We start from the raw sequence: 26,650 nt of genomic DNA, 5'->3' as shown, positions 1-26,650 counted from the left end.
CGCCCCGTTGTCGAACGAACGGGTATCGGTCAACTCGAAGCGCCGAGGGACGAATTCGGCGGAGATGACCGGGATTCCGACACCTGCCGGCACCGGGTATGCCTTGATGACCAGCTCGTCGATCTCCTCGGCGAGCCGCCCGGCGAGGCTGCCCCCACCGCACAGCCAGATTCGGGCTCGCGCCGCACGAAGGGGAGCAGCCGTACGCCGCCGCGTCCGCCCGGCTCACTCGCTCCGCATGCCCGTCTCCGCCGCCCCCGGCGAGCGGCATCGCCTCAACCCACCGTCACAAGAACGGAGTTGGACCTTTCGGCCCACCGCACGGCCGGGCCCAGCGCGAGGCCGGCACCGAGGAACAGCGTGCCGAGCAGCAGCCAGCCCGGCACGCCCCAGTCGATGACGAGCGCGGTGAGCAGCAGCGGGCCGAGCATTCTGGCCAGCGGCACACCCATGCCGAAGAAGCCCTGGTACTGGCCCTGCTGGTCGGCCGGGGCGAGGTCGAAGCCGATCTGCCAGGCGCCCGCGGACTGCATCATCTCGCCCGCCACTTGGAGCCCGCCCGCGACCAGGAGCACGGCCACGGCGCCCCAGGGGGACGCCCCGGCGGCGCTGAGCGCGAACACCGCGCACGAGGCCAGCATCAGCACTCCGCCGCGCGCGACGGTCCGCCGGGCGCTGGACAGGTCGCGGACGGCGGAGGCGGTCCGCACCTGGAAGAGCATCACCGCACCGGTGTTGAGCACGAGCAGCGCGGACACCAGCCAGCCCGGGGCGTCGGTCCGGGTGACCGTCCACAGCGGGACGGCGAGACTGATCAGCGGCATCCTCAGCAGGAGCAGGGTGTTCAGGAGGGTGATCACGGCGTACGGGCGGTCGCGCAGCACGGCGAACCGCGGACTCCCGCCGGGCGCCACGGGCGTGGGCGGCACCTGGGGCAGCCGCAGCAGGGCGAGGGCGCAGAACAGGAAGGCCACCGCGTCCAGGGCGAACACGGCGAGGTAGGCGGTGCGGGTGCCGTAATGCAGGGCCACCCCGCCGACCGCGGCGCCGACGGCGAGCCCGGCGTTCAGCGTGGACTGGAGGTGCGCGAGGACCCGGGTGCGGTCCCGGCGGTCGACGACCGCGGACAGGAGCGCCTGGCGGGCGGCGGAGAGCCCGGTCTGCGCGGTGGCGTAGCAGCACGCGGCAAGGACGAAGGGGAGGAAGCCGCGGACGAACAGGAAGGACGCGACCGAGGCGCCCGTGGCCACGGCCAGCAGGACGGCGACGCCCCGCGGGCCGCGCCGGTCGGCGAGCTGCCCGAGCGGCACCCCGGCGAGCGCACCGACCGCCCAGGCGAGGGTCAGGCCGAGGCCTATGCGGGTGGCCGGAAGGCCGACGATCCGGCTGAAGTACAGCGCCGAGGTGACCAGGAAGGCGCCGTCGCCGAGGGAGTTGACGAGCTGAGCCGCGGCGAGACCGCGGGCGGGGCCTGCGGGCGGAAGGAGGCGGGAGGTCATGTGCTCATCAAACCAAGCCCAATGGCCCACGGGTGGGGCCACTTGGCATCGGGTTCAGTGGGCCACTTTCGGCTCCGGCGGGCCGCTCCCGACCTGGGCGGGCCGCCTCCGGCTCCGGGCAGGCCACTTTCGGCTCCGGTGGCCCGCCTTCGGCTCCTGGAGGCCGCCTCCGGCCTCCAGCGGGCCGCTTCACCCCGCCCGCGAGACCGGCCGCTTCATCCCGCTCGCGAGACGGCCGCGATATCGCCCGCTTCGGAGGTTCAGCGGGTCCGGCGGGTCACGAACTCGGCCAGGGCCAGCAGTTCGCCCGCGGCGGCGAGGTCGGGCACCGCCCGCGAGAGGTGGTCGACGGCCCTGGCCATCCGGTCCGCGGCATGCATCTGGGCCCAGTCGCGGCCGCCGGCGCGGTCCACCGCGTCAGCCGCTCTGCGCACCGCGTCGGCCCCCATCGGGCCCCGGTACAGCTCGGCGAGCTCGGCCGCGGCCGGAGTACCCGAGTTGAGGGCGGCGACGACCGGGAGCGACTTCTTGTGCGCGGCGAGATCCGCGCCCGCGGGCTTCCCGGTGCGCCCGGGGTCGCCCCAGATGCCGATGAGGTCGTCGATGAGCTGGAAGGCGAGCCCGGCCTCCCGGCCGAACGCGTCCATCGCCGCGACCTCCTCGTCGCCCGCGCCCGCGTACAGCGCGCCCAGCGCGCACGCGCAGCCGAGCAGGGCGCCGGTCTTGGCCATCGCCATGGCGAGGCACTCGTCGAGCGAGACGTCCTGCGGGCCGCGCCCCTCGAAGGCGCAGTCGGCCTGCTGGCCCGCGCAGAGTTCGATGACGCAGGCGGCGATCCGCGCGGAGGCCGCCCCGGAGGCCGGGTGGCCGTCGTCGGCGATCAGCCGGAGCGCGAGGGCGAACAGCGCGTCCCCGACGATGATGGCGTCCGGCGTGCCGAAGACGGTCCAGGCGGTCGGGCGGTGCCGCCGGGTGGCGTCCTCGTCGATGACGTCGTCGTGCAGCAGCGTGAAGTTGTGGACGAGCTCGACGGCCGCAGCGGCCCGTACCGCGGCCTCCGGGCGGCCGCCGAGCGCGGTGGTCGCGGCGAGGACGAGGGCCGGGCGTATCGCCTTGCCCGACTGGCCGCCGGACGGGGTCCCGTCCGCGTGCTCCCAGCCGAAGTGGTACATCGCCACCCGTCGCATGGAGCCGGGCAACGACTCGACGGTGGCGCGCAGTTGGGGGTTGACGACGGTACGGGCCCGCTCCAGGAGGTCGCCGGCCTCGCGGCCCTCCATGGCTTCCGGCATGGCCAACTAGGTTGCCTTTCCTCGGAGTTGACGTCGGCACCGGGCGCACCGGGGTCGGCACGCCCGGACCGGGGCTCACCGCCAGCGGCTTACCTCGACGTTCTCCAGGACACCGAGCGCGTCGGGCACCAGGATCGCGGCCGAGTAGTACGCCGTGACCAGGTACGAGATGATCGCCTGCTCGTCGATGCCCATGAAGCGGACCGACAGGCTCGGCTCGATCTCGTCCGGGATGCCGGACTGCTGGAGTCCGATCACGCCCTGCTCGGCCTCGCCGGTACGCATGCAGATGATCGAGGTCGTCCGCGCGTCGCTGACCGGGATCTTGTTGCACGGGAAGATCGGCACCCCGCGCCAGGCCGGGACGTGGTGGCCGGCGACCTCCACCGACTCGGGCACCAGGCCGCGCTTGTTGCACTCGCGCCCGAAGGCGGCGATGGCGCGCGGGTGGGCGAGGAAGAGCTTGGAGCCGCGCCGCCGCGAGAGCAGCTCGTCCATGTCGTCGGGGCTGGGCACGCCGTCGTGCGGCTGGAGCCGCTGCTCGTAGTCGCAGTTGGTCAGGAGGCCGAACTCCCGGTTGTTGATGAGCTCGTGCTCCTGGCGCTCACGCAGCGCCTCGACCGTGAGCCGCAACTGCTGCTCGGTCTGGTTCATCGGCTGGTTGTAGAGGTCGGCGACGCGGCTGTGGACCTTCAGGACGGTCTGCGCGACGGAGAGTTCGTACTCGCGGGGCGAGCCCTCGTAGTCGACGTAGGTGTGCGGGATGATCGCTTCGCCCACGTGGCCGGCGGACAGGTCGATCGCGGCTTCGCCGTAGTTGTTGGTGCGCTGCTCGGGCAGCCCCGAGACCGAGGCGAGGTGATCGTGCAGCGACTCGGAGCGCTCCGCGAGGTTGAGCACGTCGGCCCGACTCAGGACGAGCACGGTGCACCCGGTGGTGGCTCGGTAGGTGCACTCCCAGACGGCGTCGCCGGAGACGAGCGCGTCCTCGCCGAAGTGCGCCCCGTCCGCGAGGAAGCCCAGCTCCGTCTCGTCGCCGTACTGGCCGGTGCCGATCTTCTCGACCCGGCCGTGCGCGAGCAGGTACACCCGGTCGGTCGCATCGCCCGCGGTGGCGATGACCTCGCCCGCCGCGTACTCGCGCTGTTCGCACCGGTTGGCGAGCTCGCCCAGCGCCGCCTCGTCCTCGTAGTCCCGCAGCGCGGGCAGCTCGCCCAGCTCGGCGGGGATGACCGCGACCCGCTCACCGGTCTGGACGAAGGTGATCCTGCCGTCCCCCACCGAGTAGCTGAGGCGTCGGTTGACCCGGTACGTACCGCCCTGCACCTGCACCCATGGCAGCATCCGCAGCAGCCAACGGGAGGTGATCTCCTGCATCTGGGGGGCGGACTTGGTGGTGGTCGCCAAGTTCCGCGCGGCGGCTGTGCCGAGACTCTGCTGGGTGCGGTTCTCGGGACCTGCCTCGACCGACATGTGACTCCTTCTGAGCGCTCTCACGATCTTCAAGCTGACTGCGCCGAGAACACTTCCAGCACGGAGAGTCCCCGCGCCATTACTCAAATGAGTGGGATTAGAACATCGACAGTCCGGGCAGTCGTTCCCGCTTAACTTGCATCAGGGATGACAGTTATCTACGGTTCGGGGCATGCGGCTCACCAGATTCACCGACCTGGCACTGCGCGTCCTGATGCGTCTCGCGGTGATCGAGAACGCGGCCGACCAGGCCCCGCCGACCACACGCGAGGTGGCGGACTCGATGCGCATCCCGTACACGCACACCGCGAAGGTCGTCGCGCGGCTCCAGCACCTGGGTCTGATCGAGGCGCGACGCGGCCGGGGCGGCGGCCTCGCGGTCACCGCGGCGGGCCATCTCGCCTCCGTGGGCGGCCTGGTGCGCGAGCTCGAAGGGCCGGGCGACGTCGTGGAGTGCGAGGGGGCCACGCCCTGCCCGCTGGCCGCGGCCTGCCGCTTGCGCCGGGCCCTGCACCGCGCGCAGGAGGCGTTCTACGAATCCCTGGACGAGCTCACCGTGGACGACCTGGTGACCGCGCCGACCGGCCCGCTGCTGCTCGGCATCACCAGACGCTGACAGCACGCCGGACAGGGGCGGCGCCGCGCGTCCCTGTGTCTTTAAATACGCATCCGATATGCATATTAAGCGGATCCATCAGAGACGTACCCAGCACCAGAGATGTTGACCAAGAGGAGCCCCTCGATGTTGTCCGAAAAGTCGACCGCGACCGTCCGCGCCACTCTGCCCGCCGTGGGGGCGGCCATCGGGACCATCACGGAGCGCTTCTACGAGCGCCTCTTCGCGGACCGGCCCGAGCTCCTTCGCGACCTGTTCAACCGGGGCAACCAGGCGGCCGGCCTGCAGAAGCAGGCACTCGCCGGTTCCATAGCCGCGTTCGCCACGTACCTGGTGGACCACCCCGAGGACCGCCCCGACGTGATGCTGAACCGCATCGCCCACAAGCACGCCTCGCTCGGCGTCACCGCCGACCAGTACGAGCTCGTCCACCGGCACCTGTTCGCCGCGATCGCCGAGGTGCTCGGGGAGGCCGTCACCGCCGAGGTCGCCGAAGCGTGGGACGAGGTGTACTGGCTGATGGCGAACGCCCTGATCGGCATCGAGGCCCGGCTCCACGCGGAGCGGGGCGTGCTCGCCGGGGACGTCTGGCGCGAGTGGACGGTGACCCGCCGCACCGAGGAGACCGCCGACTGCGCCACCTTCCGCCTGCGCCCCGCCGACGGGTTCCCGGCCCCCGCCTTCAAGCCCGGCCAGTACGTCTCCGTCCAGGTCGAACTCCCCGACGGCGCCCGCCAGATACGCCAGTACAGCCTGACCTCGGCACCCGGGGGCGAGCTCCGCTCGATCACCGTCAAGCGCGTCAAGGGCGACCCGGACGGTGAGGTTTCCGGCCACCTGCACACCCACCTCCGCGAGGGCGACCGGCTGCGCGTCTCGGCGCCGTACGGCGATCTCGTCCTCGAAGCGGACGGGGTCCCGCTGCTGCTCGCCTCCGCGGGGATCGGCTGCACGCCGATGGTGGCGATGCTGGAGCAGTTGGCGGCCGACGGCCACCGCGCCCCGGTGACCGTCGTGCACGCCGACCGCTCCCCCGCCGAGCACGCGCTGCGCGAGGCCCACACGTCGCTCACGTCCGAACTCCCGGACGCCACCGCGCACTTCTGGTACGAGACGCCCGAACCGGGCCATCCGGCCGACCGCACGGGCCTGGTCGACCTGACGCGGCTGCCGGTCGCGCCGGGGACCCGCGCCTACCTCTGCGGGCCGCTCCCGTTCATGCGCGCGGTCCGCACCCAGCTCCTCGCCAAGGGGGTCCGGGCGGCCGACATCCATTACGAGGTGTTCGGCCCCGACCTGTGGCCGGCCCAGGACTGACCGCCTTCGGGAGGGTGCGCGGGACTGTCCGGATCGGATCGCACGGCAAACCGAACAGATCGCCCCATAGCGGGAGTTGGGGTACAAGCGGTACGAGATGTTCCGCACCGCTCTGGAAGGAGCCGGCCATGGCCCCACCCATGTCCGCAGACCAATTCCTCGCCGCCCTGCGCGCCGAGGGCCTCCGCGTCGTCGAGGTCGGCCAGTGGCGCACCCACAACCGGGCCGGCCACGGCGGCTGGGGTCCGGTCAACGGCGTCGTGATCCACCACACCGCGACCAGCGGCGCCGACGCCACGGTCCGCATCTGCTACGACGGCTACGACTCCCTGCCCGGCCCGCTCTGCCACGGGGTGATCACCAAGGACGGCACGGTCCACCTCGTCGGCAACGGCCGCGCCAACCACGCGGGCGCGGGCGACGGCAACGTGCTGCGCGCGGTGATCGCCGAGAAGCGGCTGCCGCCGCCGCTGACCAACGACACCGACGGGAACACGCACTTCTATGGGTTCGAGTGCGAGAACCTGGGCGACGGCGAGGACCCGTGGCCAGCGGCCCAGCTCGACGCCGTCGAGAAGGCGGCCGCGGCCGTATGCCGCCACTACGGCTGGACCGAGCGTTCGGTCATCGGCCACAAGGAGTGGCAGGTCGGCAAGATCGACCCGCGCGGCTTCACGATGGACTGGCTGCGGGAGCGTGTGCACGAGCGTCTGAAGTGACGGCAGGTGACTGAGGTGACGGGCGGTCGACCGAAGTGGCGGCAGTTGACTGGAGTGGCGGCAGATGACTGCCGTGACAGCCGGTGACTGATGTGACAGTGAGCGACTGCCATGACAGCGGGTGGCTGACGTGACAATGGGTGCATGACCCCGGAAGCGCTCACCCCCCGCCTCCCCTCCCCCCTCCAGGAGGTGACGGACGAGCGCTTCGCCCGGTACGGGGTGCGGCTGCTGCTCAAGCGGGACGATCTGATCCACCCCGATCTGATCGGCAACAAGTGGCGCAAGCTGGCGCCGAACCTGCGCGCCGCGGCCGGCCGGCCGGTCCTCACCTTCGGCGGCGCCTACTCCAACCACCTCCGCGCGACGGCCGCGGCGGGGCGGCTCCTCGGCTTCCCCACGTTCGGCGTCGTACGGGGGGACGAGCTGGCCGGCCGGCCGCTCAACGCATCGCTCGCACGGTGTGCGGCGGACGGCATGCGGCTCCACTTCGTGGACCGCGCGACCTACCGCCGCAAGTCCGACCCGGCGGTCCTGGCGGGCCTCCTGGACCTCCTCGCGCCCCGGGCGTACGTCGTGCCGGAGGGCGGCAGCAACTCCCCCGCGGTGCGGGGCTGTACGGAGCTGGGGGCGGAGCTGCGCGGTCTGACGGACGTGGCCGCGGTGGCCTGCGGCACCGGCGGAACCCTGGCGGGCCTCGCCGCGGGCCTCGCCCCCGCCCAGCGGGCCATCGGCGTGCCGGTCCTGAAGGGCGGCTTCCTCGATGCGGAGGTCCGCGCCCTCCAGCACGCGGCCTTCGGCGGGCCCCGGGGCGCCTGGAGCCTGGCCGACGGCTTCCACTTCGGGGGGTACGGGCGTGTACCCCCCGAACTCGACGCGTTCGCGCGGGACTTCGAGGGGCGGCACGGGGTGGGGGTGGAGCGGGTGTATGTGGCGAAGCTGCTGTTCGCGCTGCTCGCGCTGACGGAGGAGGGGGTCTTCGCCCCGGGCACGACGCTGGCGGCGGTCATCACTGGCCGCCCGTGAATCGCCCCACCCGGCCGGGCCGGGATGCGCGGGCCGGGATGCGAATTCGGCCGCGGACCGTGCGTGGCTGGTCGCGCTGTTCCCCGCGCCCCTGTAGGTGACCCCCATGCGTCGCCGGGCAACTGGCGGGCGGGTGCGCAGACACCCCCAGGGGGGTCAGGTGTCGGCGTCGCGGTAGGCCGCCGCCTCTTCCAGGTCCAGCCTGCGCAGCAGCGTCCGCATCATCTCGTCGTCAATGCGGCGATCGTCCCGCAGGGCCACGAACACCTTCCGCTCCGCCTCGATCATCTCCCGCGACAACCGCCGGTACGTCGCGTCCGCCGACTCCCCCGTCACCTCATTGACCGCCCCGAGCCGCTCCCACACCGCGTTGCGTCGCCGTTCAAGGACCGTCCGCAGCCGGTCCGCGAGCGGCGGCGGCAGCGTGCTGCGCGGGTCGGCGAGCAGCTCGTCCAGGCGCGCCTCGGCCGCCTGGGACGCCTCGCTCTGGGCCTGCGCCTCGGCCAGCGTCTCGGCCTGGGTGTCCCGCCCGGGCAGTTTCAGGAGCCGGATCAGCGGCGGCAGGGTGAGGCCCTGCACGACCAGCGTGCCGATGACCGTGGTGAAGGTCAGGAACAGCACCAGATTGCGAGCCGGGAAGGCCGAACCGTCCGCCGTCGTCAGCGGGATCGAGAAGGCGATGGCCAGCGAGACCACCCCGCGCATCCCGGCCCACCCCACGATCACCGGCGCCGTCCAGTCCGTCTCCGGCTCTCGGCGCCGGATCTTCTCGGACAGGGCGCGCGGCAGGAACGTCGCCGGGAAGACCCAGACGAAGCGGGCCAGCACCACCAGGACGAACACCCCGATCGCGTACCAGACCGCCTCGCCGACCCCGTACTCCCCAAGTCCCCTGAGAACCACCGGCATTTGCAGTCCGATCAGCGCGAACACCGCCGATTCGAGGAGGAAGGAGACCATTTTCCAGACCGCCTCCTCCTGGAGCCGGGTGGCGAAGTCCACCTGCCAGGACCGGTGGCCGAGGTAGAGGGCGACCACCACGACGGCCAGCACCCCGGACGCCCCGACCTGCTCGGCCGCCGCGTACGCGACGAACGGGATGAGCAGCGACAACGTGTTCTGGAGGAGCGCCTCGCGCAGATGGCGGCGCAGCCAGTGGAGCGGCAGCATCAGGACGAGCCCCACCCCGACGCCGCCGATCGAGGCGAGCGCGAACTCCTTGATCCCGCCGCCCCAGGTGGCGCCCGCGCCGACGGCGGCCGCGAGCGCCACCTTGTACGCGGTGATCGCGGTCGCGTCGTTCACCAGGGACTCGCCCTGGAGGATCGTGGTGATGCGGCTCGGCAGCCGCAGTCGGCGCGCGATGGCGGTGGCGGCGACGGCGTCCGGCGGCGCGATCACCGCTCCGAGCACCAGCGCGGCCGTCAGCGGCAGATCGGGCACGAGGAGGTAGGCGAGATACCCCACCGCCACCGTCGCGAACAGCGTGTAGCCGACCGAAAGCAGCGCCACCGGCCGCAGGTTGGCCCGCAGATCGAGGTAGGAGCTCTCCAGGGCGGCCGTGTGCAGCAGCGGCGGCAGCACGAGCGGCAGCACGACGTGCGGGTCGAGGGTGTAGGCGGGCACCCCGGGCACGTACGCCCCGATCAGTCCCACCGCCACCAGGAGCAGGGGCGCGGGTACCGGCGTCCTGCGGGCGGCCCCCGCGACCGCCGCGCTCGCCGCGATCAGCCCCACCAGCGGCAATGCATCCATCAGATCCGTCCGTCCCCGTCCACCAGCGCCCCGCGCTCCGTCGTAACCTGGCCATCATGAGCGAGTGTCCGCACGTTGCAGAACTGCCGCGCCCCGAGCCGGCCCCGCTGAACGACACCTGCCCGGAGTGCCTGAAGGACGGTACGCACCCCGTGCAACTGCGTCTGTGTCTGGTCTGCGGGCACGTGGGCTGCTGCGACTCCTCGCCGCACCAGCACGCCACGGGCCACTTCAAGGAGACCGGTCACGCGGTGATGCGGACCTTCGAGCCCGGCGAGAGCTGGCGCTGGTGCTTCGTGGACGGCCTGCTGGTGTGAGAGTGACCTCCCGCGTTCCACGTCCGATGCGCGAGGGACGTGCGGGAAGGTTCGAAGCGCCCGGCGCCTGGGTACGTCAACCCGGTCCCGCTTCACCGCAATTGGGCACTGCAAACCTCTAGCCACTGTCCGTACTCATAGGCTTACCATGAGTGACAGCCGCCGGGAGAGCTCCCGGCGACAGGGCACCATGGATCGCGATAGCGTCGCCAGTCCAGGTACGGACCCCGTACCCACGGCCCCGGGACCTCCCCCCTCCTTGGGCCTCGACAGAGCTTGTGCCACCTTGGAGGTGAGGGTGTCCCAGATCGCAGGCGAGCCCGGGAATCAGGACTTCGTGGAAGTCCGGCTGCCGGCCGCGGGTGCCTACCTGTCGGTGCTGCGTACGGCCACGGCCGGACTCGCGGCACGTTTGGACTTCACCCTCGACGAGATCGAGGACCTGCGCATCGCGGTCGACGAGGCCTGCGCGATCCTGCTCCAGCAGGCCGTTCCAGGTTCCGTACTGAGCTGCGTCTTCCGCCTCGTGGACGACTCCCTGGAGGTCACCGTCTCGGCGCCGACCACCGACGGCCGGGCCCCGGAGCGCGACACCTTCGCGTGGACGGTGCTCTCCGCCCTGGCCGGCAAGGTCGAATCCACCGTGGCCGAGGACCGTACGGTCTCCATCAGCCTGTACAAACAGCGCGGCGCGGGACCCGGACCGGCGTGAGCGGGGAGGGTCCGGTGCGGGACGGCGAGCGCACTCCGGAAGCGGTACGCCCCGTGGGCATTCCGGAGCAGCAGGCCCGGCCGCACCCGGTGGACAGCCCTGTGGATGGCCCAGATGGCGTTTTGTACGCGGCGGAGCAGGCAGAGCGGGCGGCCCTTATGAGCGAGCACATCGAGCACAGGCATCACGATCCCCACGATCGCAGCGGGGCGCGGGCGATGTTCATCGAGCTGCGCAAGCTGCCCGACGGCTCGGCCGAGAAGGCGGAACTGCGCAATCAGCTGGTACGGATGCACCTGCCACTGGTCGAGCATCTGGCCCGGCGCTTCCGCAACCGTGGTGAGCCGCTCGACGATCTGACGCAGGTCGCCACGATCGGTCTGATCAAGTCGGTGGACCGGTTCGACCCCGAGCGGGGCGTCGAGTTCTCGACGTACGCGACCCCCACCGTCGTCGGCGAGATCAAGCGGCACTTCCGCGACAAGGGCTGGGCGGTGCGGGTGCCGCGCCGGCTCCAGGAGCTGCGGCTCGCGCTCACCACGGCGACGGCGGAGCTGTCCCAGCAGCACGGCCGTTCGCCCACGGTGCACGAACTGGCCGAGCGGCTCGGCATCTCGGAGGAAGAGGTCCTGGAGGGCCTGGAGTCGGCCAACGCCTATTCCACGCTCTCCCTCGACGTGCCGGACACGGACGACGAGTCGCCCGCGGTCGCGGACACCCTCGGCGCGGAGGACGAGGCGCTCGAAGGCGTCGAGTACCGCGAGTCCCTCAAGCCGCTGCTTGAGGACCTGCCGCCGCGAGAGAAGCGGATCTTGTTGCTTCGGTTCTTCGGCAACATGACCCAGTCGCAGATCGCGCAGGAGGTCGGCATCTCGCAGATGCACGTCTCGCGACTGCTTGCCCGCACACTGGCCCAGCTGCGGGAGAGGCTCCTCGTGGAGGAGTAGCCGCTTGCCGTGGAGCAGCTTGCCGTGGAGGAGTAGCCGCTTGTCGCGGAGCAGCTTGCCGTGGAGGAGCGGCGGCTTCCGGGCCGCTCCTCATGAAGGGCGCGGCGCTTCTCGTGCAGGGCGCGGCCGACCGCTCCTTCACCGGGAGAGGCCGGGGTCCGGGGGCGTGCCCGCGGACCCCTCCGTGCTACGCGTCCCGCATCGGCCCGCGGATGCCCAGCGCCTGCGTGGTCGCCGGGTTCACCAGGAGCACAAGACCGGTGACGGCGACAGCGGCGAGCGCGATGCCGGCCGGGATCCAGGGCGCCCCGTCGGAGTTGAGGAACATCCAGGCCACGGGCAGCGCCATGATGTGGGTGATCATGGCGGGGCCCCGGCTCCAGCTGCGACGGCGCAGCAGCCCGCGGGCGGCGATCAGCGGGATCAGGCCGAGCACCACCAGCGTCAGGCCGCCCATTTCGGCCTGGGTGGGCTTGTCGGGCTTGCCGGTCAGGCCCAGCACGAGCATGAAGAGGCCACCGGCGACCAGGGCGAGCCCTTCCAGCGCGGACACTGCCGCCGCGGCGGTCAGCCGGCCGGGGCGCGGTTCGGCGGGGGCTTCGGGGGTCTGCTCAGTACTCACCCGGCCAGGGTAGCCCGGTCGCGGGGGCCCGCCCCGGGGCGGGCGGTCCGGCCCAGGTGCGCCTCGGTACCCCTCGGTAGGTAGTCTGGCGCCCATGCGTGCACTTCTCGTGGTCAACCCGGCGGCTACCACCACCAGTGCGCGTACGCGTGACGTCCTGATCCACGCGCTGGCCAGCGAGATGAAGCTGGAAGCGGTCACCACCGAGTACCGCGGGCACGCGAAGGACCTCGGCCGGCGGGCCGCCGAGAGCAATGACATCGATCTCGTGGTGGCGCTCGGTGGTGACGGCACGGTCAACGAGGTCGTGAACGGTCTGCTGCACAACGGGCCGAGCCCCGAACTCCCCGAATTCGCCGTGGTTCCCGGCGGGTCGACGAATGTGTTCGCGCGGGCACTCGGTCTGCCCAATGACGCTGTGGAGTCGACCGGTGTCATTCTCGACGCGCTGCGCGAGGACCGCAGCCGCACGGTGAGTCTGGGTCTCGCATCCGGAGTGGCCGGCACCGTCGACGAGGGCGTACCGGAACGCTGGTTCACTTTCTGTGCCGGGTTCGGATTCGACGCGGGTGTGGTGGGCCGGGTCGAACAGCAGAGGGAGCGCGGCAAGCGCTCCACACACGCGCTCTATTTGCGCCAGGTGGCGCGCCAGTTCTTCGGCGAACCCCATCGCAGACACGGCCAGATCACGCTGGAGCGGCCCGGCGCCGAGCCCGTCGAGGATCTTGTCCTCTCGATAGTCTGCAACACCTCCCCCTACACCTACCTGGGCAATCGTCCGCTGTACGCGTCCCCCGAGGCCTCCTTCGAGGCGGCCCTGGACGTCCTGGCCCTGACGAAGATGACCACGCCCACGGCGACCCGTTACGCGACCCAGCTGCTCACTTCGACCCCCGATCGGGGTCCGCACGGCAAGCACGCCGTATCACTGCACGACCTGACGGACTTCACCTTGCATTCCAAGGCCCCGCTCCCCTTCCAGATGGACGGCGACCACCTTGGTCTGCGTACGAGCGTGGCGTTCACAGGCGTACGCCGTGCACTGCGTGTGATTGTGTGAGTGGAAGGGCCCAAAGTCCTTTCACTCGAACGTTTAGGCTGGCATCCACCCCATGGAAGTACGACTGTGACCCAGTCGACACCGAGGAATCCAAAAAAACTTTCCTGAAGGGGTTGTATCCGCCGCCGAGGTTTGCGAATCTCTACATGGCGATCGGGACGGCCCGCAACACCGGCCTCCACTGAAAGCCAGAACCCCTCCTCAATCAAGGACCACCACCAGTCCAACTGGAAGATGGCCCTTCCCTTGTTGAGGGATTCGTGAAAGCGTTCACATTCACAAGCACCCCCCTGCACGTAACACCAAGAGAGGTAGCAGCCATGGACTGGCGTCACAACGCCGTTTGTCGTGAGGAAGACCCCGAGCTGTTCTTCCCCATCGGCAACACCGGTCCTGCGCTGCTGCAGATCGAGGAAGCCAAGGCCGTCTGCCGCCGCTGCCCCGTCATGGAGCAGTGCCTGCAGTGGGCGCTTGAGTCCGGCCAGGACTCCGGCGTCTGGGGTGGCCTCAGCGAGGACGAGCGCCGCGCGATGAAGCGCCGTGCCGCTCGCAACCGGGCGCGCAACGCGACCGCCTGAGCCCCCACTTCCCGCCTTAGCAACGCGCGGCGCGTACAGAGCGTACGCACTCACCGCCCCCCGAGCCGCAGCGCGCAGCAGTAACCCACAGCATTCGAGCCCCGAACCGTGTCTCACGGTTCGGGGCTCGCTGCTGTGTGCACGCCGGTGCGGGTGAGCCGGTGGGTGTACGCCGTGGGGCGCGGGGTACCCGCTACTTCTCGGGGCCCACCGGGATGTCGAGCACGACCTTCGTGCCGCGGTCGGGCGCCGGCACCATGTCGAAACTTCCGCCCAACTCCCCTTCCACCAGCGTCCGTACGATCTGCAGGCCCAGATTGCCGGTGCGCTGGGCGTCGAATCCGTCGGGCAGTCCCCGGCCGTCGTCCCGCACGGTGATCAGCAGCCGGGACTCCTCGCGGGTGCCGCCGCGCAGCGCCGAGACCTCCACCGAACCCTGCTCCCCCGGCGCGAACGCGTGCTCCAGCGCGTTCTGCAACACCTCGGTCAGGACCATGGCCAGCGGGGTGGCGACCTCGGCGTCGAGTATGCCGAAGCGGCCGGTGCGGCGGCAGTTGACCTTGCCGGGCGAGATCTCGGCCACCATGGCGAGGACCCGGTCGGCGATCTCGTCGAACTCGACGCGCTCGTCCAGGTTCTGCGAGAGCGTCTCGTGCACGATGGCGATCGAACCGACGCGCCGGACCGCCTCGTTGAGGGCCTCGCGGCCCTGGTCGGAGTCCATCCGGCGGGCCTGGAGGCGGAGCAGGGCCGCGACCGTCTGGAGGTTGTTCTTCACCCGGTGGTGAATCTCCCGGATGGTCGCGTCCTTGGTGATCAACTCCCGCTCGCGGCGGCGCAGTTCGGTCACATCGCGCAGCAGCACGAGGGAGCCGATGCGCGTGCCCTTGGGCTTCAGCGGGATGGCGCGCAGCTGGATCACCCCGCCGTTGCCCTCGACCTCGGCCTCCCTCGGCGCGTATCCGCTGGCGAGCTTGACGATGGCCTCGTCGACCGGGCCGCGGGCGGGCGCGAGGTCGGAGGTCAGCTGGCCGAGGTGCTGGCCGACGAGGTCGGAGGCGAGGCCGAGCCGGTGGTAGGCGGAGAGCGCGTTGGGCGAGGCGTACTGGACGATGCCGTCCGCGTCCAGCCGGAGCAGGCCGTCGCCGGCGCGCGGCGAGGCGTCCATGTCGACCTGCTGGCCGGGGAACGGGAAGGATCCGGCGGCGATCATCTGCGCGAGGTCGGAGGCGGACTGAAGGTAGGTGAGCTCCAGGCGCGAGGGCGTACGCACGGTGAGCAGGTTGGTGTTGCGCGCGATGACGCCGAGGACCCGCCCCTCCCGGCGCACCGGGATCGACTCCACGCGGACCGGCACCTCCTCGCGCCACTCCGGGTCGCCCTCGCGCACGATGCGGCCCTCGTCGAGCGCGGCGTCCAGGAGCGGGCGCCGGCCGCGCGGCACCAGGTGGCCCACCATGTCGTCCTGGTAGGAGGTGGGGCCGGTGTTGGGCCGCATCTGCGCGACCGACACATAGCGCGTGCCGTCCAGGGTGGGCACCCACAGGACGAGGTCGGCGAAGGAGAGGTCGGAGAGCAGCTGCCACTCCGAGACCAGCAGATGGAGCCACTCCAGGTCGGACTCACTCAGAGCGGTGTGCTGGCGTACGAGGTCATTCATGGAGGGCACGCTGTGAGCGTACCCGCGTACCAGGACAAGAAATGACTGCGGGCCGCGGCGCCAGGACAGGACCCTCAGCCCGTCCGGGCACCGCAGCCCGATTGCCGGCCGGCGGGTGTGCGGTCCCTCCGGCCTCAAGAGAGGTCACGGCGCGGTCAGGGCAGAGAGCGCCGGGGCCTCGGTCCCGCCCGCCTGTGCGGGGTGGGCGGAAGCTCGATGTGTTCATTGTGGACTAGACCATTCTGCCCTGTCCATCCGTCTGCACCCCGCAATATTCCGCGCCGGGCCGCCTCCCGCAACCCTCAGTGCGTCCGTGTCCGCTCGGAAGGCCAGGCCAGCATGGCGGCCTCGGCCACGGCTTCGAGCTCGGCGCGCCCGGCCCCGTCGCGGGCCTGCTGGGACATGCCCTGGAAGACCGCTCCGCTGAACCGGGCGAGCGCGCGCGCGTCGGTGCCCTCGGGCAGGTGCCCGGCGGCGATGTCCGCGGCGATCCGGCTCTCGATGACGTCCAGACTGGCGTTCCGCTGCTCACGCAGGCCCGCGCTGACGGCGTCCGTGGTGCAGTTGGCCGCGGCACTGATGACCAGGCAGCCGTACGGGTGCGCCGGGTCGGTGAACTCGGCGGCGGCCTCGCGGAGCAGGCGGGCGACGGCCCGGCGGGCGGTCGGCTCCTCGGCCAGGGCCCTCGCCGAGAAAGCGCCGTAGGTCGCCCCGTAAGCGGTCAGGACCTCCTCGAAGAGGGTCCGTTTGTCGCCGAAGGCGGCGTACAGGCTGGGTGCGCCGATGCCCATGGCCCGGGTCAGATCGGCGACCGAGGTCACCTCGTACCCGTGCCGCCAGAACTCCATCGTGGCCTGCTCCAGGGCCTTGTCCCGGTCGAAGGAGCGGGGGCGGCCGCGCTGTTTCGTCGCCATGCGCCGATCCTACCCCGCTTCTGTAGCGCCCACTAAAGAATGTGCTAGGTTCATTTCCGTAGCGACCGCTACATAAATCTTCGGGGTGGAAGGAGCGCGGCCATGGGCTCGCTCGACGGAAAGACGGCACTGGTCACGGGCGGCAGCAGGGGCATCGGGCGGGGGATCGCCGAGCGCCTCGGCCGGGACGGGGCGCGGGTGGCCGTGCACTACGGCACGAACGAGGTGGCGGCCAAGGAGACGGTCGCCGCCATCGAGGAGGCGGGCGGCTCCGCCTTCGCGATCGGCCAGGAGCTGGGGGTTCCGGGGGACGCGGCCGCCCTGTGGGAGGCCTTCGACCGGCAGGCCGACGGGGTCGACATCCTGGTGAACAACGCCGGGGTGGGGTACCCCATACCGTTCGGCGAGGTCTCCGAGGAGGCCTACGACCGGTTCTTCGCGGTCAACTCCAAGGCCCCGTTCTTCGTGACGCAGCTCGGCCTGACCCGGCTGCGCGACGGCGGCCGCGTCGTCAACATCTCCAGCGGGCTCTCGCGCGCGGCCCTGATGCCGGAGACGCTCACCTACGCGATGACCAAGGGCGCGCTCGACGTGTTCACCCGGAACCTGTCGAAGCTCCTCGGCCCGCGCGGGATCACCGTGAACTCGGTGGCGCCCGGGGTCGTCGACACCGACGTCAATGCGGGCTGGCTGCGCGGCAACGACGACGCCTGGGCGGCGACGGCCGCCATGTCGCCGCTCGGCCGGGTCGGCGAGGCGTCCGACATCGCGGACGCCGTGGCGTTCCTGGCCTCCTCGGACGGGCGCTGGATCACCGGCCAGTGGCTGGACGCGACCGGTGGCGTGATCGCCTAGGACCGGGTGCGTCGGCCGGCGGGACCGGGGGCACCACCGGCCGACGGGCCGGCGCCGGGGTGCCCCTCCGGCCGCACTCCGGACATGTGCCATGCCTCCGAATGGCCGTCTTCGTATGCGTTCCGGCAACCCGGGCGGCCGACCATGGGAGCAGGCGCCAGCCTGCTCCTCGGGGCCGTCACTCTGCTAGATTGGTCTATACCACGCCCGTTGTAGTTTCACGTCTCCAGATCGGCAGGCCCACGTGGAAGTTGTCATCGTCCCGGACGCCAAGGCAGGCGGCGAGCTCATCGCGGAGTCGATCGCCGCCCTGTGGCGCCGCAAGCCCGACGCGCTGCTCGGGGTGGCCACCGGCTCGACCCCGATTCCGATCTACGACGCGCTGACCGCGAAGGTCTCCGCCGGTGACGTGGACGTTTCGCGGGCCCGTGTGTGCCAGCTCGACGAGTACGTGGGGCTGCCGGCCGGGCACCCCGAGTCCTACCGCGCCACCGTGATCCGCCAGGTCGTCGAGCCGCTCGGGCTCGGCGCGGACTCCTTCATCGGGCCGGACGGCTCCGCCGAGGACGTCCAGGCCGCGTGCGAGGCGTACGACCTGGCGCTGGCCTCGGCCGGCGGGGTCGACCTCCAGATCCTGGGCATCGGCACGGACGGGCACATCGGCTTCAACGAGCCCTGCTCCTCGCTCGCCTCGCGTACGCGGATCAAGACGCTGACCGAGCAGACCCGGGTCGACAACGCGCGCTTCTTCGACGACGACATCGAGCAGGTGCCGCACCACGTGATCACCCAGGGCATCGGCACGATCCTGGAGGCGCGGCACCTGGTGCTGCTCGCGACGGGTGAGGGCAAGGCCGAGGCGGTCGCGCAGACCGTCGAGGGGCCGGTCGCCGCGGTGGTGCCCGCCTCGGCGCTCCAGCTGCACCAGCACGCGACGGTTGTCGTGGACGAGGCGGCTGCGTCCAAGCTGAAGCTCGCGCCGTACTTCCGGCACACCTTCACGAACAAGCCGGTGTGGCAGGGGCTCTAGCCCCCGCCCGGGCCCGGGGCCGCCTTAGGCGCGGCCCCGCGCCCCTGAACCCGGCTTCACCCTTGCACCGCGCGTGGCTGATCGCGCAGTTCCCCACGCCCCCAAAAGCCCCGACTCCGCCCGCGGACCGTGCTGGGCCGTTCGCGCAGTTCCCCGCGCCCCCAAAAACAGGCCTTCATCCCCGGGCCGCGCGTGGCTGATCGCGCAGTTCCTCGCACCCTCAAAAGCCCGACTTCGACCTCGGACCGCGCTGGGGCGCTCGCGCAGTTCCCCGCGCCCCAAAAACAGGCCTTCCTCCCCGGGCCGCGCGTGGCTGATCGCGCAGTTCCTCGCACCCTCAAAAGCCCGACTTCGACCTCGGACCGTGCTGGGCCGTTCGCGCAGTTCCCCGCGCCCCAAAAACAGGCCTTCATCCCCGGGCCGCGCGTGGCTGATCGCGCAGTTCCTCGCACCCTCAAAAGCCCGACTTCGACCTCGGACCGTGCTGGGGCGCTCGCGCAGTTCCTCGCGCCCCTCAAAGCCCCGATGCCGCCCCCGGACCATGCGCCGCTGGTCGCGCACTTCCCCGCGCCCCTTCAGGGCGCTTGCGCATCCCAGGGGTGCGGGGAAATGCGTGGCCGGGCCACGCCGGGCCGCAGGCGCGCCCGGAACCGTGGACCGGCGGGGCCGTTACGCCGTGGTCAGGGCCGGGAAGCGGATCCGGGTGCTGCACAGGGCGACGACCAGGGCCGAGGCCGCCACCGCTCCCATCCCCCACGCCAGACTCGTACCGTTCGCGATGAAGCCGATCACCGCGGGGCCACCGAGCAGCCCCGTCGTGCCCATCGCGGCGACCAGCGCCAGGGCGTCCGAGCCCTGGCGGGCCGCGGCCACGTACACGCACGGCGTCACCGCCGCGATGCCGAGCCCGACGCAGGCGAACCCGAGCAGGGCCGGGACCACCCCACCGGCCAGTAGGGCGAGGGCGAGGCCCGCGCCGGCCAGCACGCTGCCGACCCGCACGATCCGCTCGTCGCCCCACTTCGTGCGCCAGCCGTCGGCGAAGAGGCGGGCCAGGACCATCATCACCGAGACCACGGCGATGCCCAGCGGAGCCAGCTCCGCCGCCGCACCCGCCGTGTCCTTCAGATAGAGCGCCGACCAGTCGTTCATGGCGCCCTCGGTCACCGTGCCGAACGCCATCGCCAGCCCCATCCAGATCGTCACCCGGGTCGGCAGGGTCAAGCCCTTCCGCTTCTCTCCGGTCGGGCTGGGATTCGGCGATTCAGCTGTACCTGAGGAGAGTTGATCCTCCGTCAGCAGATTTCCGCGCGCGGCGAGCACCAGCGCCGCGAGCAGTGCCGTCGCCGTGAGGAAGTGGGCCGGCAGCGCCGAGGAGAGCGAGGTGACGCCGGAGGCGAGCAGCGCGGCGAACAGCGACCCGGCGCTGAACGTCGCGTGCATCTTCGCCATCGTGGTCCGCTGGTACTTCACCTCAAGCGCCGCCGCCTGCGCGTTCATCGCGACGTTCAGACAGCCGACCGCGACCCCGTCGCAGCAGACGATCAACAGCGTCACCGCGTAGTTCGGCGTGACCGACAGGGCCAGCAGGACCGCCCCGAGCGCGAGGGCGGACCCGACCGCGAGCCGGCGGGAGCCGAACCGCCTGGTGAGGACCGCCACCAACGGGAAGGAGATGGCCGCGCCGGCCCCGCAGACCATGAGGAGCAGGCCCAGTTCCGCCTCAGACAGGTCGAGCCTCGTCTTCAGCGCGGGAATCCGCGAGACCCAGGTGGCGTACTGGAAACCGAGACAGCAGAACAGTGCCGCGATCGCCGCCTGTGACCGCCGGTATTCATCGCGAAGGCGATACATGCGCGTTTCAGCCTACTTCCATGGACATGTACATCGCGTTCGTGCCGTAGCTCTCCGGCAGTTCGACCTCGGGGTGGGCGCGGTAGCCGAGCTGGGCCCACAGGACGTGGGCTCCTCTGACGGCCACCAGGGAGATCTGCTCGTAGCCCAACTCCCGCGCGGTGTCGCGGAGATGGGTGAGCAGGCGGGGGCCGAGACCCCGGCCGCGCAGGTCCTCGGCGATGACGAGGTCATGTGCGTGGAGGTTCGGCGAGGGGTGGCCCGACCCCTCGGCGCGGCTCAGGTCCGGGCTGGAGAAGGGCGGGTAGGGCAGCGCCAGGAGGTAACCGCCGACTCGGCCGGACTCCTCAAGGACGAAGCAAGTACCGTCGAAATAACGGGACTTGAGGGCTTCACTGCCCTCGGACAGGCCGTCCTCGGTGTAGGCGTCCGCTTCCAGGGCCACGATCGCGTCCCAGTCGCGCTCGGCCAGTGGGCGGACGACGACGTCCGTGTCCGGCAGCAGCCCGGTGTTCGACGGAGGCATCCGCTCCGCACCTCCGATGCAGGTGTAGGGCAGCGGGTCGAAGCCGTTGAAGCCCTGGGTGGTGTAGCCCACGGCGTACGCGCCGCAGGAGTGGATCCAGACCGGATCGCCGGAAGCCGCCCCTGCGGGGACCTGGACACGTCCGGACTCGTGGTCGTAGGCGTCGTCGCTGTCGCACGTGGGGCCCGCGATCACGGCCGGCACATGACGGTCCCCGGCGTGGCCCGGGAACTCCAGGCGGTACTGCAACTCGTCCATCTCGTACAGGCCGTTGAACTTGCCGCAGCTCAGGTAGAGCCAGCTCTGCCGCTCGCCGTCGCGCTGGCGGCGGGTGGAGAGGCGGGAGACGCGGGCGCGGATGGCGCCGTGGTCGGCGACCAGATGGCGGCCGGGCTCCATGAGGAAGGCCAGCGGTGACGCCGACTCCTCGCGCAGGCGCTGCATGCCCTCGCGGAGCACCGCGAACATCTTGTCCAGCGGCGGCTCCAGCGGCCGGCCCCGCTTGTCGAGACAGCCGAGGGCGGGCAGCCCGCCGCCGAGGTTGATGTGGTCGAGCAGGATGCCGCGGCCGCCCAGGACCGCCACCAGGTCGACAAGATCGTCCAGCGCGCCCCGCCAGGCCTCCGAGGTCATCTGCTGCGAACCGACGTGCACCGACAGGCCCGCCGGGGTCAGGCCCGCGTCGCGTGCCGCTTCCAGGACGCGTACGGCGTCGTCGGCCGAGCAGCCGAACTTCTGGCTGAGGCCCCACAGCGCGCCTTCGCCACTGGTGGCGAGACGGCAGAACACCCTTGCTCCGGGGGCGTGTTGGGCGATCGCCGCGACATCCTCGACGCTGTCGGTCGCGAAGTCACGGATGCCCATCCGGAAGGCGTCGGCGATGTTCTCGTCCGACTTGATCGTGTTGCCGTAGTGGATCCGCTCGGCCGGCACACCCGTGCCGAGGGCCTGTTCGATCTCGCGGGGGCTGGCCGCGTCGAAGCCCGCGCCCTGGCGGGCCAGGGCGCCGAGCACCTCGTCCACCGGGCACGCCTTCATGGCGAAGCGGACCGCGATGCCCGGCAGTTGCCGCAACAGGGCCGCGTACTGGGCCTCGATGCCGCTGAGGTCGAAGAAGATCCGGTCGTCGGTGGCGGCGGCCAGGGCCGCTCTGAGGGCCGCGCTCTCAGGCATCGTCGACACCCCGGGCCGGGCTCTCGGATCTGCTGGCCGCCACCAGCGGACCCCATGCCTCGATGAGCAGCGCGAAGTCCTCCATGTCGGCCTGCGCCTCGTCGAGCAGCCGCTCGCGCAGCGGCAGGATGTGGTCGGCGAACTCCGCGTATCTGCCGCCCAGTTGACGGTAACAACGGTCGACCACGTCGAGCCTGCGGATGTTCTCGGCCCGGTCCGTGCCCGTGCTGCGCCCGACGAGCTCGCCGATGGCGGCGGCGCGTACGTGGTGGTTCTCGTCGAGCAGTGACCCGCGGGCCTCCTCCATCGCCGTGTAGACGGGGTAGAGGTAGAGCATCGACAGGAGGAACTTGACGAACCGCAGCTGGTAGGCGGTGAACCCGGCACCGGTCCGGCGCTCGGGGGTGTAGTAGTTCACGATGTTCCGGTTGTGCACCACACCCGGCAGCGTCGCGTCGCGCACCAGGTGCAGCAGGAAGTAGTCGCTGCCGATGGTGCTGGTCGCGGGCGGCAGCGGCACCCGCTCGTAGACCTCGTGGTCGAGGCCGATGTTGCACATGTCGATGCGCCAGATGTCGGGGGTGCCCAGGGTCGACTCGTCGTGGGTGAACGGGTCGGTGCCGGCCCCGACGAAGGACTCGTCGACCAGCTCGCGCCGCTCCTCGGCGGACGCCCCCTCCTCGGCCCACAGGCCGACGACCTCGTAGTAGAGGGCCGGGTCGAGCTCGCGTATCTCGCCGATGTCCACCGACAGCTCGCCCACGAAAGAACTGCCCACCATGGCCACCGGCTTGTGGATGTCGGCCGGGTCGAGCCGGGTGCGGGTCACGTCGGGGACGGCGTCCACCGCGCGCTTGCCGAGCGAGAGGAGCTCGTGGTGAATGGGGTGGACGGGCTCGCCGTCCAGGACCTGGTAGACACTGTCGGAGTCGCGGCGGTGCACGGAGGAGCAGCCGAGCGCGCTCGCGATGAGGAACGCACGGTTGGTGCAGGCCCCGTACGACACCTCGGCGGGCAGCATCAGATCGAGCAGCAGATCGGGCTTGGTGACACCGGCGCGTTCGATGACGCGCTGGAGGAAGTCCCGCTGCCGCGCCTCGTCGAGGTGGTGCATGACGATCCGCTCGTGCGGTGTCAACTGAGCCATGGCCGCGGCGTGTTCGGCGCGTATCGACTCCGCGCACGAGTCCAGGACCAGCAGGTGGACCTCGACGTCGAAGTGCTCGACGGCGTACGCGGCCTCGTCGGCGAGTGCCGTGATCGTGGCGGCGCAGGGCCGGTTGGTGGGCAGGGTCAGGCAGATTGCGCGCATGACTGGTCTCCGGTCGGCCGCTCGGTGTCCTGTCCTGCCGCGTCCTGTGCGTGCCAGGATTCGAGGCCGAGCAGTTTGGCGCCGAGGTCGTTCAGGGTGGCGGTGGGGTACCTGAGGGACTCGTGCCGCCGGGCGTCGCCGACCAGCGTCTTGTTCCAGTCCGGGGTGCTGAGGCTGCGCCAGGATTCGACGCGGGACTTGCGCACCTCTTGGTCCGACTCCAGGGCGGGCATCATCGAGAGGTACTGGACCGCGCGGACACCGTTGTCAGAGGTGTTCCGGGCCACGCCGTGCGCGAGCAGGCCGTTCCAGATCAGCAGGTCACCGGCCTTGAGCCGAGGCCGGACGACCGGGAACTCGGAGCGGTCGGCGTCGGGCCTGATGGGGTCCCGGTCGGCGGGCTGGCCGATCCTCCACTCGTCGAAGCGGCGGAACAGCTCGGGCGAGCACTGGAAGCCGCCGTGGTCGTCCTGGGTGTCGTTGAGCGCGATGATCCCCTGCACGCGCTGGGGCAGCACGCCGAGCGTGGTGTCGACGTCCCAGTGCAGCTCGATGTCGAAGCCCTTGTCGGTGGGTTCGATCAGCGCGCGGTCGCGGTCCTTGATGTTGGGCGGGTTCAGGTTGAGCCGGTCGAGGGTGACCCAGAGCTCTTCGCAGTCCCACACGTCGGCGAACGCGTCGTAGACCCGCTGCGACTGACGGCTGTCCCACAGGAGCTGGTGGTGGTAGGCCTCGACGAACCCGTAGACGTGCAGGTGCTGTTCGAGCTCGGTGGCGAACTCGCGGTCCTCGGAGTACCAGGTCTCGGGCCGCTCGGGGTCCAGGCCCTGGAAGTCCCAGGTGAAGTCGAGCAGACGCCGGGCGGCTTCGGCCGGGATGGCCTCCTTCACGACGACGTAGCCGTACGTCTGCCAGAACGCGAAGTCCTCCTCGGACAGGACGCGCAGCGGGCGGGACTTCTCGATGTCCCGCAGCGGGGTGCGGGCGAGGTAGGTCTCGCCGCCGTCCGAGCTGAAGTAGGGGACGTCCGAGGCGGCTCGGAACAGATATCGGTCGGGGGCCGTCATGCGATCACTCCAGGGTCAGGATGGCCGGTGGCTGAGCGGGTCCCCGGCGGCGCGGGGAGGCGGCCCGGGCGCGGGCGTGCCGAGGACGGGGGCGAGTGCGGGAAGGGTGCGGCCGCCGGAGCGGATCGCGCGGGCCGGGTGAGGTCACGGTCGGCGGCGAAACGCTGCGGGCGGATGGGTTCGGCGGACGGGGTGCTCGCGTCCGGCTGCGCCGTGCGGCCGTCCGGGGCCGGGGGTGCGGGGTGCCGGGCGATGCGGGGCGCCCTCGGCACGGTCCTGCGCCGACCGGTTCTCGGCCGGCATTGCAAGGGCAAAGAGGCACGGAGGGAACGGAGTTGGCGACATCGGCGCACCGTCGCGCCGGCCGGTCAACCGGTGGAGCACGTACGTCTCCACGAAGACTGAGCCGGGGTTGCCACCTCCTTGGACCCGGTGCCGCTCGTGAGCCGGGGACACCTGCACCGATCTTGCGTACCTCAAAGGTGGACTAGACCAACTTCCGGTGTCAAGCCCCAAGTTGACGGGGTGCAAGGCGCAAAAGGGACGGGTTCACGCACCGGACACACAAGGGATACGTACTGTCAAGTAGACCTCCCCAAAGTCGAGTTGAGGCCCGTCGGGCGGGCCAAGCGGAGTTCCTCACTCCGGGGTGCTGGCACAAGTCGGCCCTCCCGGACATCGGAACTCGGCCCCTTCGTACACCTCCTCCACGCGGCCTTGGCCATACCCGCACATGCAAACGTGGCGGGGTGACGGCCCGCCGGCCGTCACCCCGCCACGTGATCGTGGGGCGTGTCAGACTCCCGCGATGGCTTCCGCCGCCGCCCGTCCGCACACGCGTGCCGCGCCGTGCGTGGCGATGTGCAGGGCGCCGCGCGGGGTCGCCCGCGGCACGCCCATCTCCACCACGACCGTGTCCGGGCGCGCCGCGAGCAGCGCGTCCAGGGCCGCCGCCATCCACGGGTGGCGGTGCTCGTCACGGACGACCGCGACGATGCGGCGCTCCCCCGCGGCCGCGAGCACGTCGGCCGCGCCGGCGTCCGTGCCGAAGGTGCCGCTCTCGGTGCCGGGCAGCAGCCCGTCGAGTTCGGCGCCGATGCTCCAGGGGGTCTCGCTGCTCACCGCGATGTTCATGACGGGCGTGAACGTGGCCACGTACGGGGCCTGCTCCAGCGGGCGCCACGACGGCGACGCGGTGACCTTGGCCGCCCGGCGCGCGGCCACCAGGCCGATGTCACCGGAGACACCGGTGCCGGTGCCGGGCGCGGTCCCCTCCTGCACCGCCGCGCCCGGAGCCGTCACGTCCCCCCTGGCCCGCTGGGCCCACGCGGCGAGCGCACGGACCCGTGCGGCGGCGTCGGCCAGGCGTTCCTCGGCCAGCTCGCCGTCGCGTACCGCCGCGACCAGCGCGTCGCGCAGCCGCAGTACGGTGCCCTCGTCGGACAGGCCGCCGCCGACGCACAGGGCGTCGGCGCCCGCCGCGATCGCGAGGACCGAGCCTCGCTCGATGCCTACCGTCCCCGCGATGGCCTGCATCTCCACCGCGTCCGAGACGATCAGCCCGTCGTAGCCGAGCTCCTCGCGCAGCAGTCCGGTGAGGATGCGCGGGCTGAGCGTGGCGGGACGGGCGGGGTCGAGCGCGGGAAGAAGGATGTGCGCGCTCATGACCGACTTGGAGCCCGCGGCGATCGCGGCCCGGAAAGGCACCAGTTCACGAGCGTGCAGCGTGTCGAGATCGACGTCGATGCGGGGCATCGCGTGGTGCGAGTCGACGTTGGTGTCGCCGTGGCCGGGGAAGTGCTTGGTGCAGGCGGCGACGCCGGACGCCTGGAGGCCCTCGATGTAGGCGGCGGTGTGCCGGGCCACGAGCTCGGTGTCGGCGCCGAAGGCCCGGACGCCGATGATCGGGTTGTCCGGGTTGGAGTTCACGTCCGCGGACGGGGCCCAGTTGAGGTTGACGCCGCACTCCGCGAGCCGCCGGCCCAGTTCGCGGGCGACCTCGCGGGTCAGGTCCAGGTCGTCGACCGCGCCGAGTGCCAGGTTGCCGGGGAAGGACGAGCCGGTGCGCACCTCGATGCGGGTGACGTCACCGCCCTCCTCGTCGATGGCTACCAGGAGGTCGTCCCGCACGCCCCTCAACTGGGCGGTCAGCGCGGCCACTTGGGGGGCCGAGACGATGTTGCGGCCGAACAGGCCGACGGAGGCGAGGCCTTCGTCGATGCGGCGCAGCAGCCAGTCCGGCGCGGTGGTGCCGACGAACCCGGGCTGGAGCACGGCGAGGGCGTCGCGGGTCAGAGTGTCGGAACCCGTGGTCATAGTCGTCATG

The 26,650-nt window shown here is 71.3% G+C and carries 23 protein-coding genes and 1 pseudogene; 11 read left to right on the top strand and 13 right to left on the bottom strand.

Going from position 1 to position 26,650, the window contains the following annotated elements; all coding sequences use genetic code 11:
• Nucleotides 1-275: 275 nt before the first annotated feature.
• The 3 genes from ACFYNP_RS19045 to ACFYNP_RS19035 all read right to left on the bottom strand — a co-directional run bounded on the left by ACFYNP_RS19045 (nucleotide 276) and on the right by ACFYNP_RS19035 (nucleotide 4,264).
• Nucleotides 276-1,499: an MFS transporter gene (locus ACFYNP_RS19045; RefSeq protein ID WP_388786590.1), complete on the bottom strand. Its 1,224-nt coding sequence runs from the start codon at nucleotides 1,497-1,499 to the stop codon at nucleotides 276-278.
• Nucleotides 1,500-1,759: 260 nt separating this feature from the next.
• On the bottom strand, nucleotides 1,760-2,791 hold the full coding sequence (locus tag ACFYNP_RS19040; RefSeq protein WP_388786587.1) for a family 2 encapsulin nanocompartment cargo protein polyprenyl transferase: 1,032 nt from the start codon (nucleotides 2,789-2,791) through the stop codon (nucleotides 1,760-1,762).
• Nucleotides 2,792-2,866: 75 nt separating this feature from the next.
• Entirely contained in the window at nucleotides 2,867-4,264 is a 1,398-nt protein-coding gene (locus ACFYNP_RS19035) for a family 2B encapsulin nanocompartment shell protein (RefSeq protein ID WP_388406745.1), read from the bottom strand.
• Between the two features lie 172 nt (nucleotides 4,265-4,436).
• Between ACFYNP_RS19035 and ACFYNP_RS19030 the strand changes: the two genes are divergently transcribed.
• From ACFYNP_RS19030 to ACFYNP_RS19015, 4 genes are all read left to right on the top strand, one after another.
• Nucleotides 4,437-4,880 carry an RrF2 family transcriptional regulator gene (locus ACFYNP_RS19030; protein WP_388786584.1) on the top strand — a complete coding sequence of 148 codons (444 nt, stop codon included), beginning with the start codon at nucleotides 4,437-4,439 and terminating at the stop codon, nucleotides 4,878-4,880.
• Nucleotides 4,881-5,006: 126 nt separating this feature from the next.
• Nucleotides 5,007-6,197: a globin domain-containing protein gene (locus ACFYNP_RS19025; RefSeq protein WP_388786582.1), complete on the top strand. Its 1,191-nt coding sequence runs from the start codon at nucleotides 5,007-5,009 to the stop codon at nucleotides 6,195-6,197.
• 128 nt (nucleotides 6,198-6,325) lie between these two features.
• On the top strand, nucleotides 6,326-6,916 hold the full coding sequence (locus ACFYNP_RS19020) for an N-acetylmuramoyl-L-alanine amidase (protein ID WP_388406737.1): 591 nt from the start codon (nucleotides 6,326-6,328) through the stop codon (nucleotides 6,914-6,916).
• Nucleotides 6,917-7,060: 144 nt separating this feature from the next.
• Nucleotides 7,061-7,942: a 1-aminocyclopropane-1-carboxylate deaminase/D-cysteine desulfhydrase gene (locus ACFYNP_RS19015; RefSeq protein WP_388786580.1), complete on the top strand. Its 882-nt coding sequence runs from the start codon at nucleotides 7,061-7,063 to the stop codon at nucleotides 7,940-7,942.
• Between the two features lie 156 nt (nucleotides 7,943-8,098).
• Here the strand turns inward: ACFYNP_RS19015 and ACFYNP_RS19010 are convergent, their stop codons facing one another.
• The gene (locus tag ACFYNP_RS19010) at nucleotides 8,099-9,697 is read right to left on the bottom strand and encodes a Na+/H+ antiporter (protein WP_388406731.1); all 1,599 of its coding nucleotides are present in this window, start codon (nucleotides 9,695-9,697) and stop codon (nucleotides 8,099-8,101) included.
• A gap of 56 nt (nucleotides 9,698-9,753) precedes the next feature.
• On the opposite strand from ACFYNP_RS19010, the gene ACFYNP_RS19005 reads away from it, so the two are divergent.
• The 3 genes from ACFYNP_RS19005 (at nucleotide 9,754) to ACFYNP_RS18995 (ending at nucleotide 11,673) form a co-directional block, all read left to right on the top strand.
• Nucleotides 9,754-10,014, top strand: a complete 261-nt coding sequence (locus tag ACFYNP_RS19005) for a UBP-type zinc finger domain-containing protein (RefSeq protein ID WP_100575047.1) — start codon at nucleotides 9,754-9,756, stop codon at nucleotides 10,012-10,014.
• Nucleotides 10,015-10,312: 298 nt separating this feature from the next.
• Nucleotides 10,313-10,726: an anti-sigma regulatory factor gene (locus ACFYNP_RS19000; protein WP_161258184.1), complete on the top strand. Its 414-nt coding sequence runs from the start codon at nucleotides 10,313-10,315 to the stop codon at nucleotides 10,724-10,726.
• Nucleotides 10,723-11,673, top strand: coding sequence for an RNA polymerase sigma factor SigF (locus ACFYNP_RS18995; RefSeq protein ID WP_388786577.1), 951 nt, complete (start codon nucleotides 10,723-10,725; stop codon nucleotides 11,671-11,673). The genes ACFYNP_RS19000 and ACFYNP_RS18995 overlap by 4 nt, the downstream gene beginning before the upstream one ends.
• Nucleotides 11,674-11,860: 187 nt before the next feature.
• On the opposite strand, the gene ACFYNP_RS18990 is transcribed toward ACFYNP_RS18995, so the two are convergent.
• Complete coding sequence (locus ACFYNP_RS18990) at nucleotides 11,861-12,295, bottom strand: hypothetical protein (RefSeq protein ID WP_388406727.1); 435 nt, start codon at nucleotides 12,293-12,295, stop codon at nucleotides 11,861-11,863.
• A gap of 94 nt (nucleotides 12,296-12,389) precedes the next feature.
• On the opposite strand from ACFYNP_RS18990, the gene ACFYNP_RS18985 reads away from it, so the two are divergent.
• The gene (locus ACFYNP_RS18985; protein WP_388406724.1) at nucleotides 12,390-13,355 is read left to right on the top strand and encodes a diacylglycerol/lipid kinase family protein; all 966 of its coding nucleotides are present in this window, start codon (nucleotides 12,390-12,392) and stop codon (nucleotides 13,353-13,355) included.
• Nucleotides 13,356-13,675: 320 nt separating this feature from the next.
• Complete coding sequence (locus ACFYNP_RS18980) at nucleotides 13,676-13,933, top strand: WhiB family transcriptional regulator (RefSeq protein WP_004937597.1); 258 nt, start codon at nucleotides 13,676-13,678, stop codon at nucleotides 13,931-13,933.
• Between the two features lie 193 nt (nucleotides 13,934-14,126).
• Here ACFYNP_RS18980 and ACFYNP_RS18975 read toward each other — a convergent pair whose 3' ends face one another.
• Together ACFYNP_RS18975 and ACFYNP_RS18970 are read right to left on the bottom strand one after the other, a co-directional pair.
• Nucleotides 14,127-15,593 carry a sensor histidine kinase gene (locus ACFYNP_RS18975; protein WP_388786640.1) on the bottom strand — a complete coding sequence of 489 codons (1,467 nt, stop codon included), beginning with the start codon at nucleotides 15,591-15,593 and terminating at the stop codon, nucleotides 14,127-14,129.
• A gap of 302 nt (nucleotides 15,594-15,895) precedes the next feature.
• Nucleotides 15,896-16,507 carry a TetR/AcrR family transcriptional regulator gene (locus ACFYNP_RS18970; RefSeq protein ID WP_388406721.1) on the bottom strand — a complete coding sequence of 204 codons (612 nt, stop codon included), beginning with the start codon at nucleotides 16,505-16,507 and terminating at the stop codon, nucleotides 15,896-15,898.
• Between the two features lie 102 nt (nucleotides 16,508-16,609).
• Between ACFYNP_RS18970 and ACFYNP_RS18965 the strand changes: the two genes are divergently transcribed.
• Together ACFYNP_RS18965 and nagB are read left to right on the top strand one after the other, a co-directional pair.
• Entirely contained in the window at nucleotides 16,610-17,362 is a 753-nt protein-coding gene (locus ACFYNP_RS18965) for an SDR family oxidoreductase (RefSeq protein WP_388406718.1), read from the top strand.
• Between the two features lie 244 nt (nucleotides 17,363-17,606).
• A complete protein-coding gene (gene nagB, locus ACFYNP_RS18960; RefSeq protein ID WP_100575040.1) occupies nucleotides 17,607-18,392 on the top strand; it encodes a glucosamine-6-phosphate deaminase in 786 nt (261 codons plus the stop codon).
• 669 nt (nucleotides 18,393-19,061) lie between these two features.
• Here the strand turns inward: nagB and ACFYNP_RS18955 are convergent.
• The 6 genes and pseudogenes from ACFYNP_RS18955 to ACFYNP_RS18930 form a co-directional block, all read right to left on the bottom strand.
• The gene (locus ACFYNP_RS18955; RefSeq protein WP_388786574.1) at nucleotides 19,062-20,246 is read right to left on the bottom strand and encodes an MFS transporter; all 1,185 of its coding nucleotides are present in this window, start codon (nucleotides 20,244-20,246) and stop codon (nucleotides 19,062-19,064) included.
• 7 nt (nucleotides 20,247-20,253) lie between these two features.
• Nucleotides 20,254-20,772, bottom strand: a complete 519-nt coding sequence (locus tag ACFYNP_RS18950; protein WP_388407027.1) for a GNAT family N-acetyltransferase — start codon at nucleotides 20,770-20,772, stop codon at nucleotides 20,254-20,256.
• A gap of 9 nt (nucleotides 20,773-20,781) precedes the next feature.
• Nucleotides 20,782-21,945: pseudogene (locus ACFYNP_RS18945) on the bottom strand (type III PLP-dependent enzyme); the annotation flags it as partial.
• Nucleotides 21,938-23,257 (bottom strand): DUF6271 family protein, encoded by a 1,320-nt coding sequence (locus ACFYNP_RS18940; protein WP_388786571.1) that lies wholly within the window; start codon nucleotides 23,255-23,257, stop codon nucleotides 21,938-21,940. The gene ACFYNP_RS18940 and the pseudogene ACFYNP_RS18945, both read right to left, overlap by 8 nt.
• A complete protein-coding gene (locus ACFYNP_RS18935; protein WP_388406710.1) occupies nucleotides 23,239-24,324 on the bottom strand; it encodes a phytanoyl-CoA dioxygenase family protein in 1,086 nt (361 codons plus the stop codon). Before ACFYNP_RS18935 ends, ACFYNP_RS18940 begins: the two co-directional genes overlap by 19 nt.
• A gap of 795 nt (nucleotides 24,325-25,119) precedes the next feature.
• The gene (locus ACFYNP_RS18930) at nucleotides 25,120-26,649 is read right to left on the bottom strand and encodes a glycoside hydrolase family 3 protein (protein ID WP_388786569.1); all 1,530 of its coding nucleotides are present in this window, start codon (nucleotides 26,647-26,649) and stop codon (nucleotides 25,120-25,122) included.
• Between the last annotated feature and the right edge of the window lies 1 nt (nucleotide 26,650).

This window comes from Streptomyces sp. NPDC006691, from assembly GCF_042869955.1.
In the GTDB taxonomy this organism is placed as follows: Bacteria; Actinomycetota; Actinomycetes; order Streptomycetales; family Streptomycetaceae; genus Streptomyces.
This window is presented reverse-complemented; position numbering and strand designations above follow the sequence as displayed.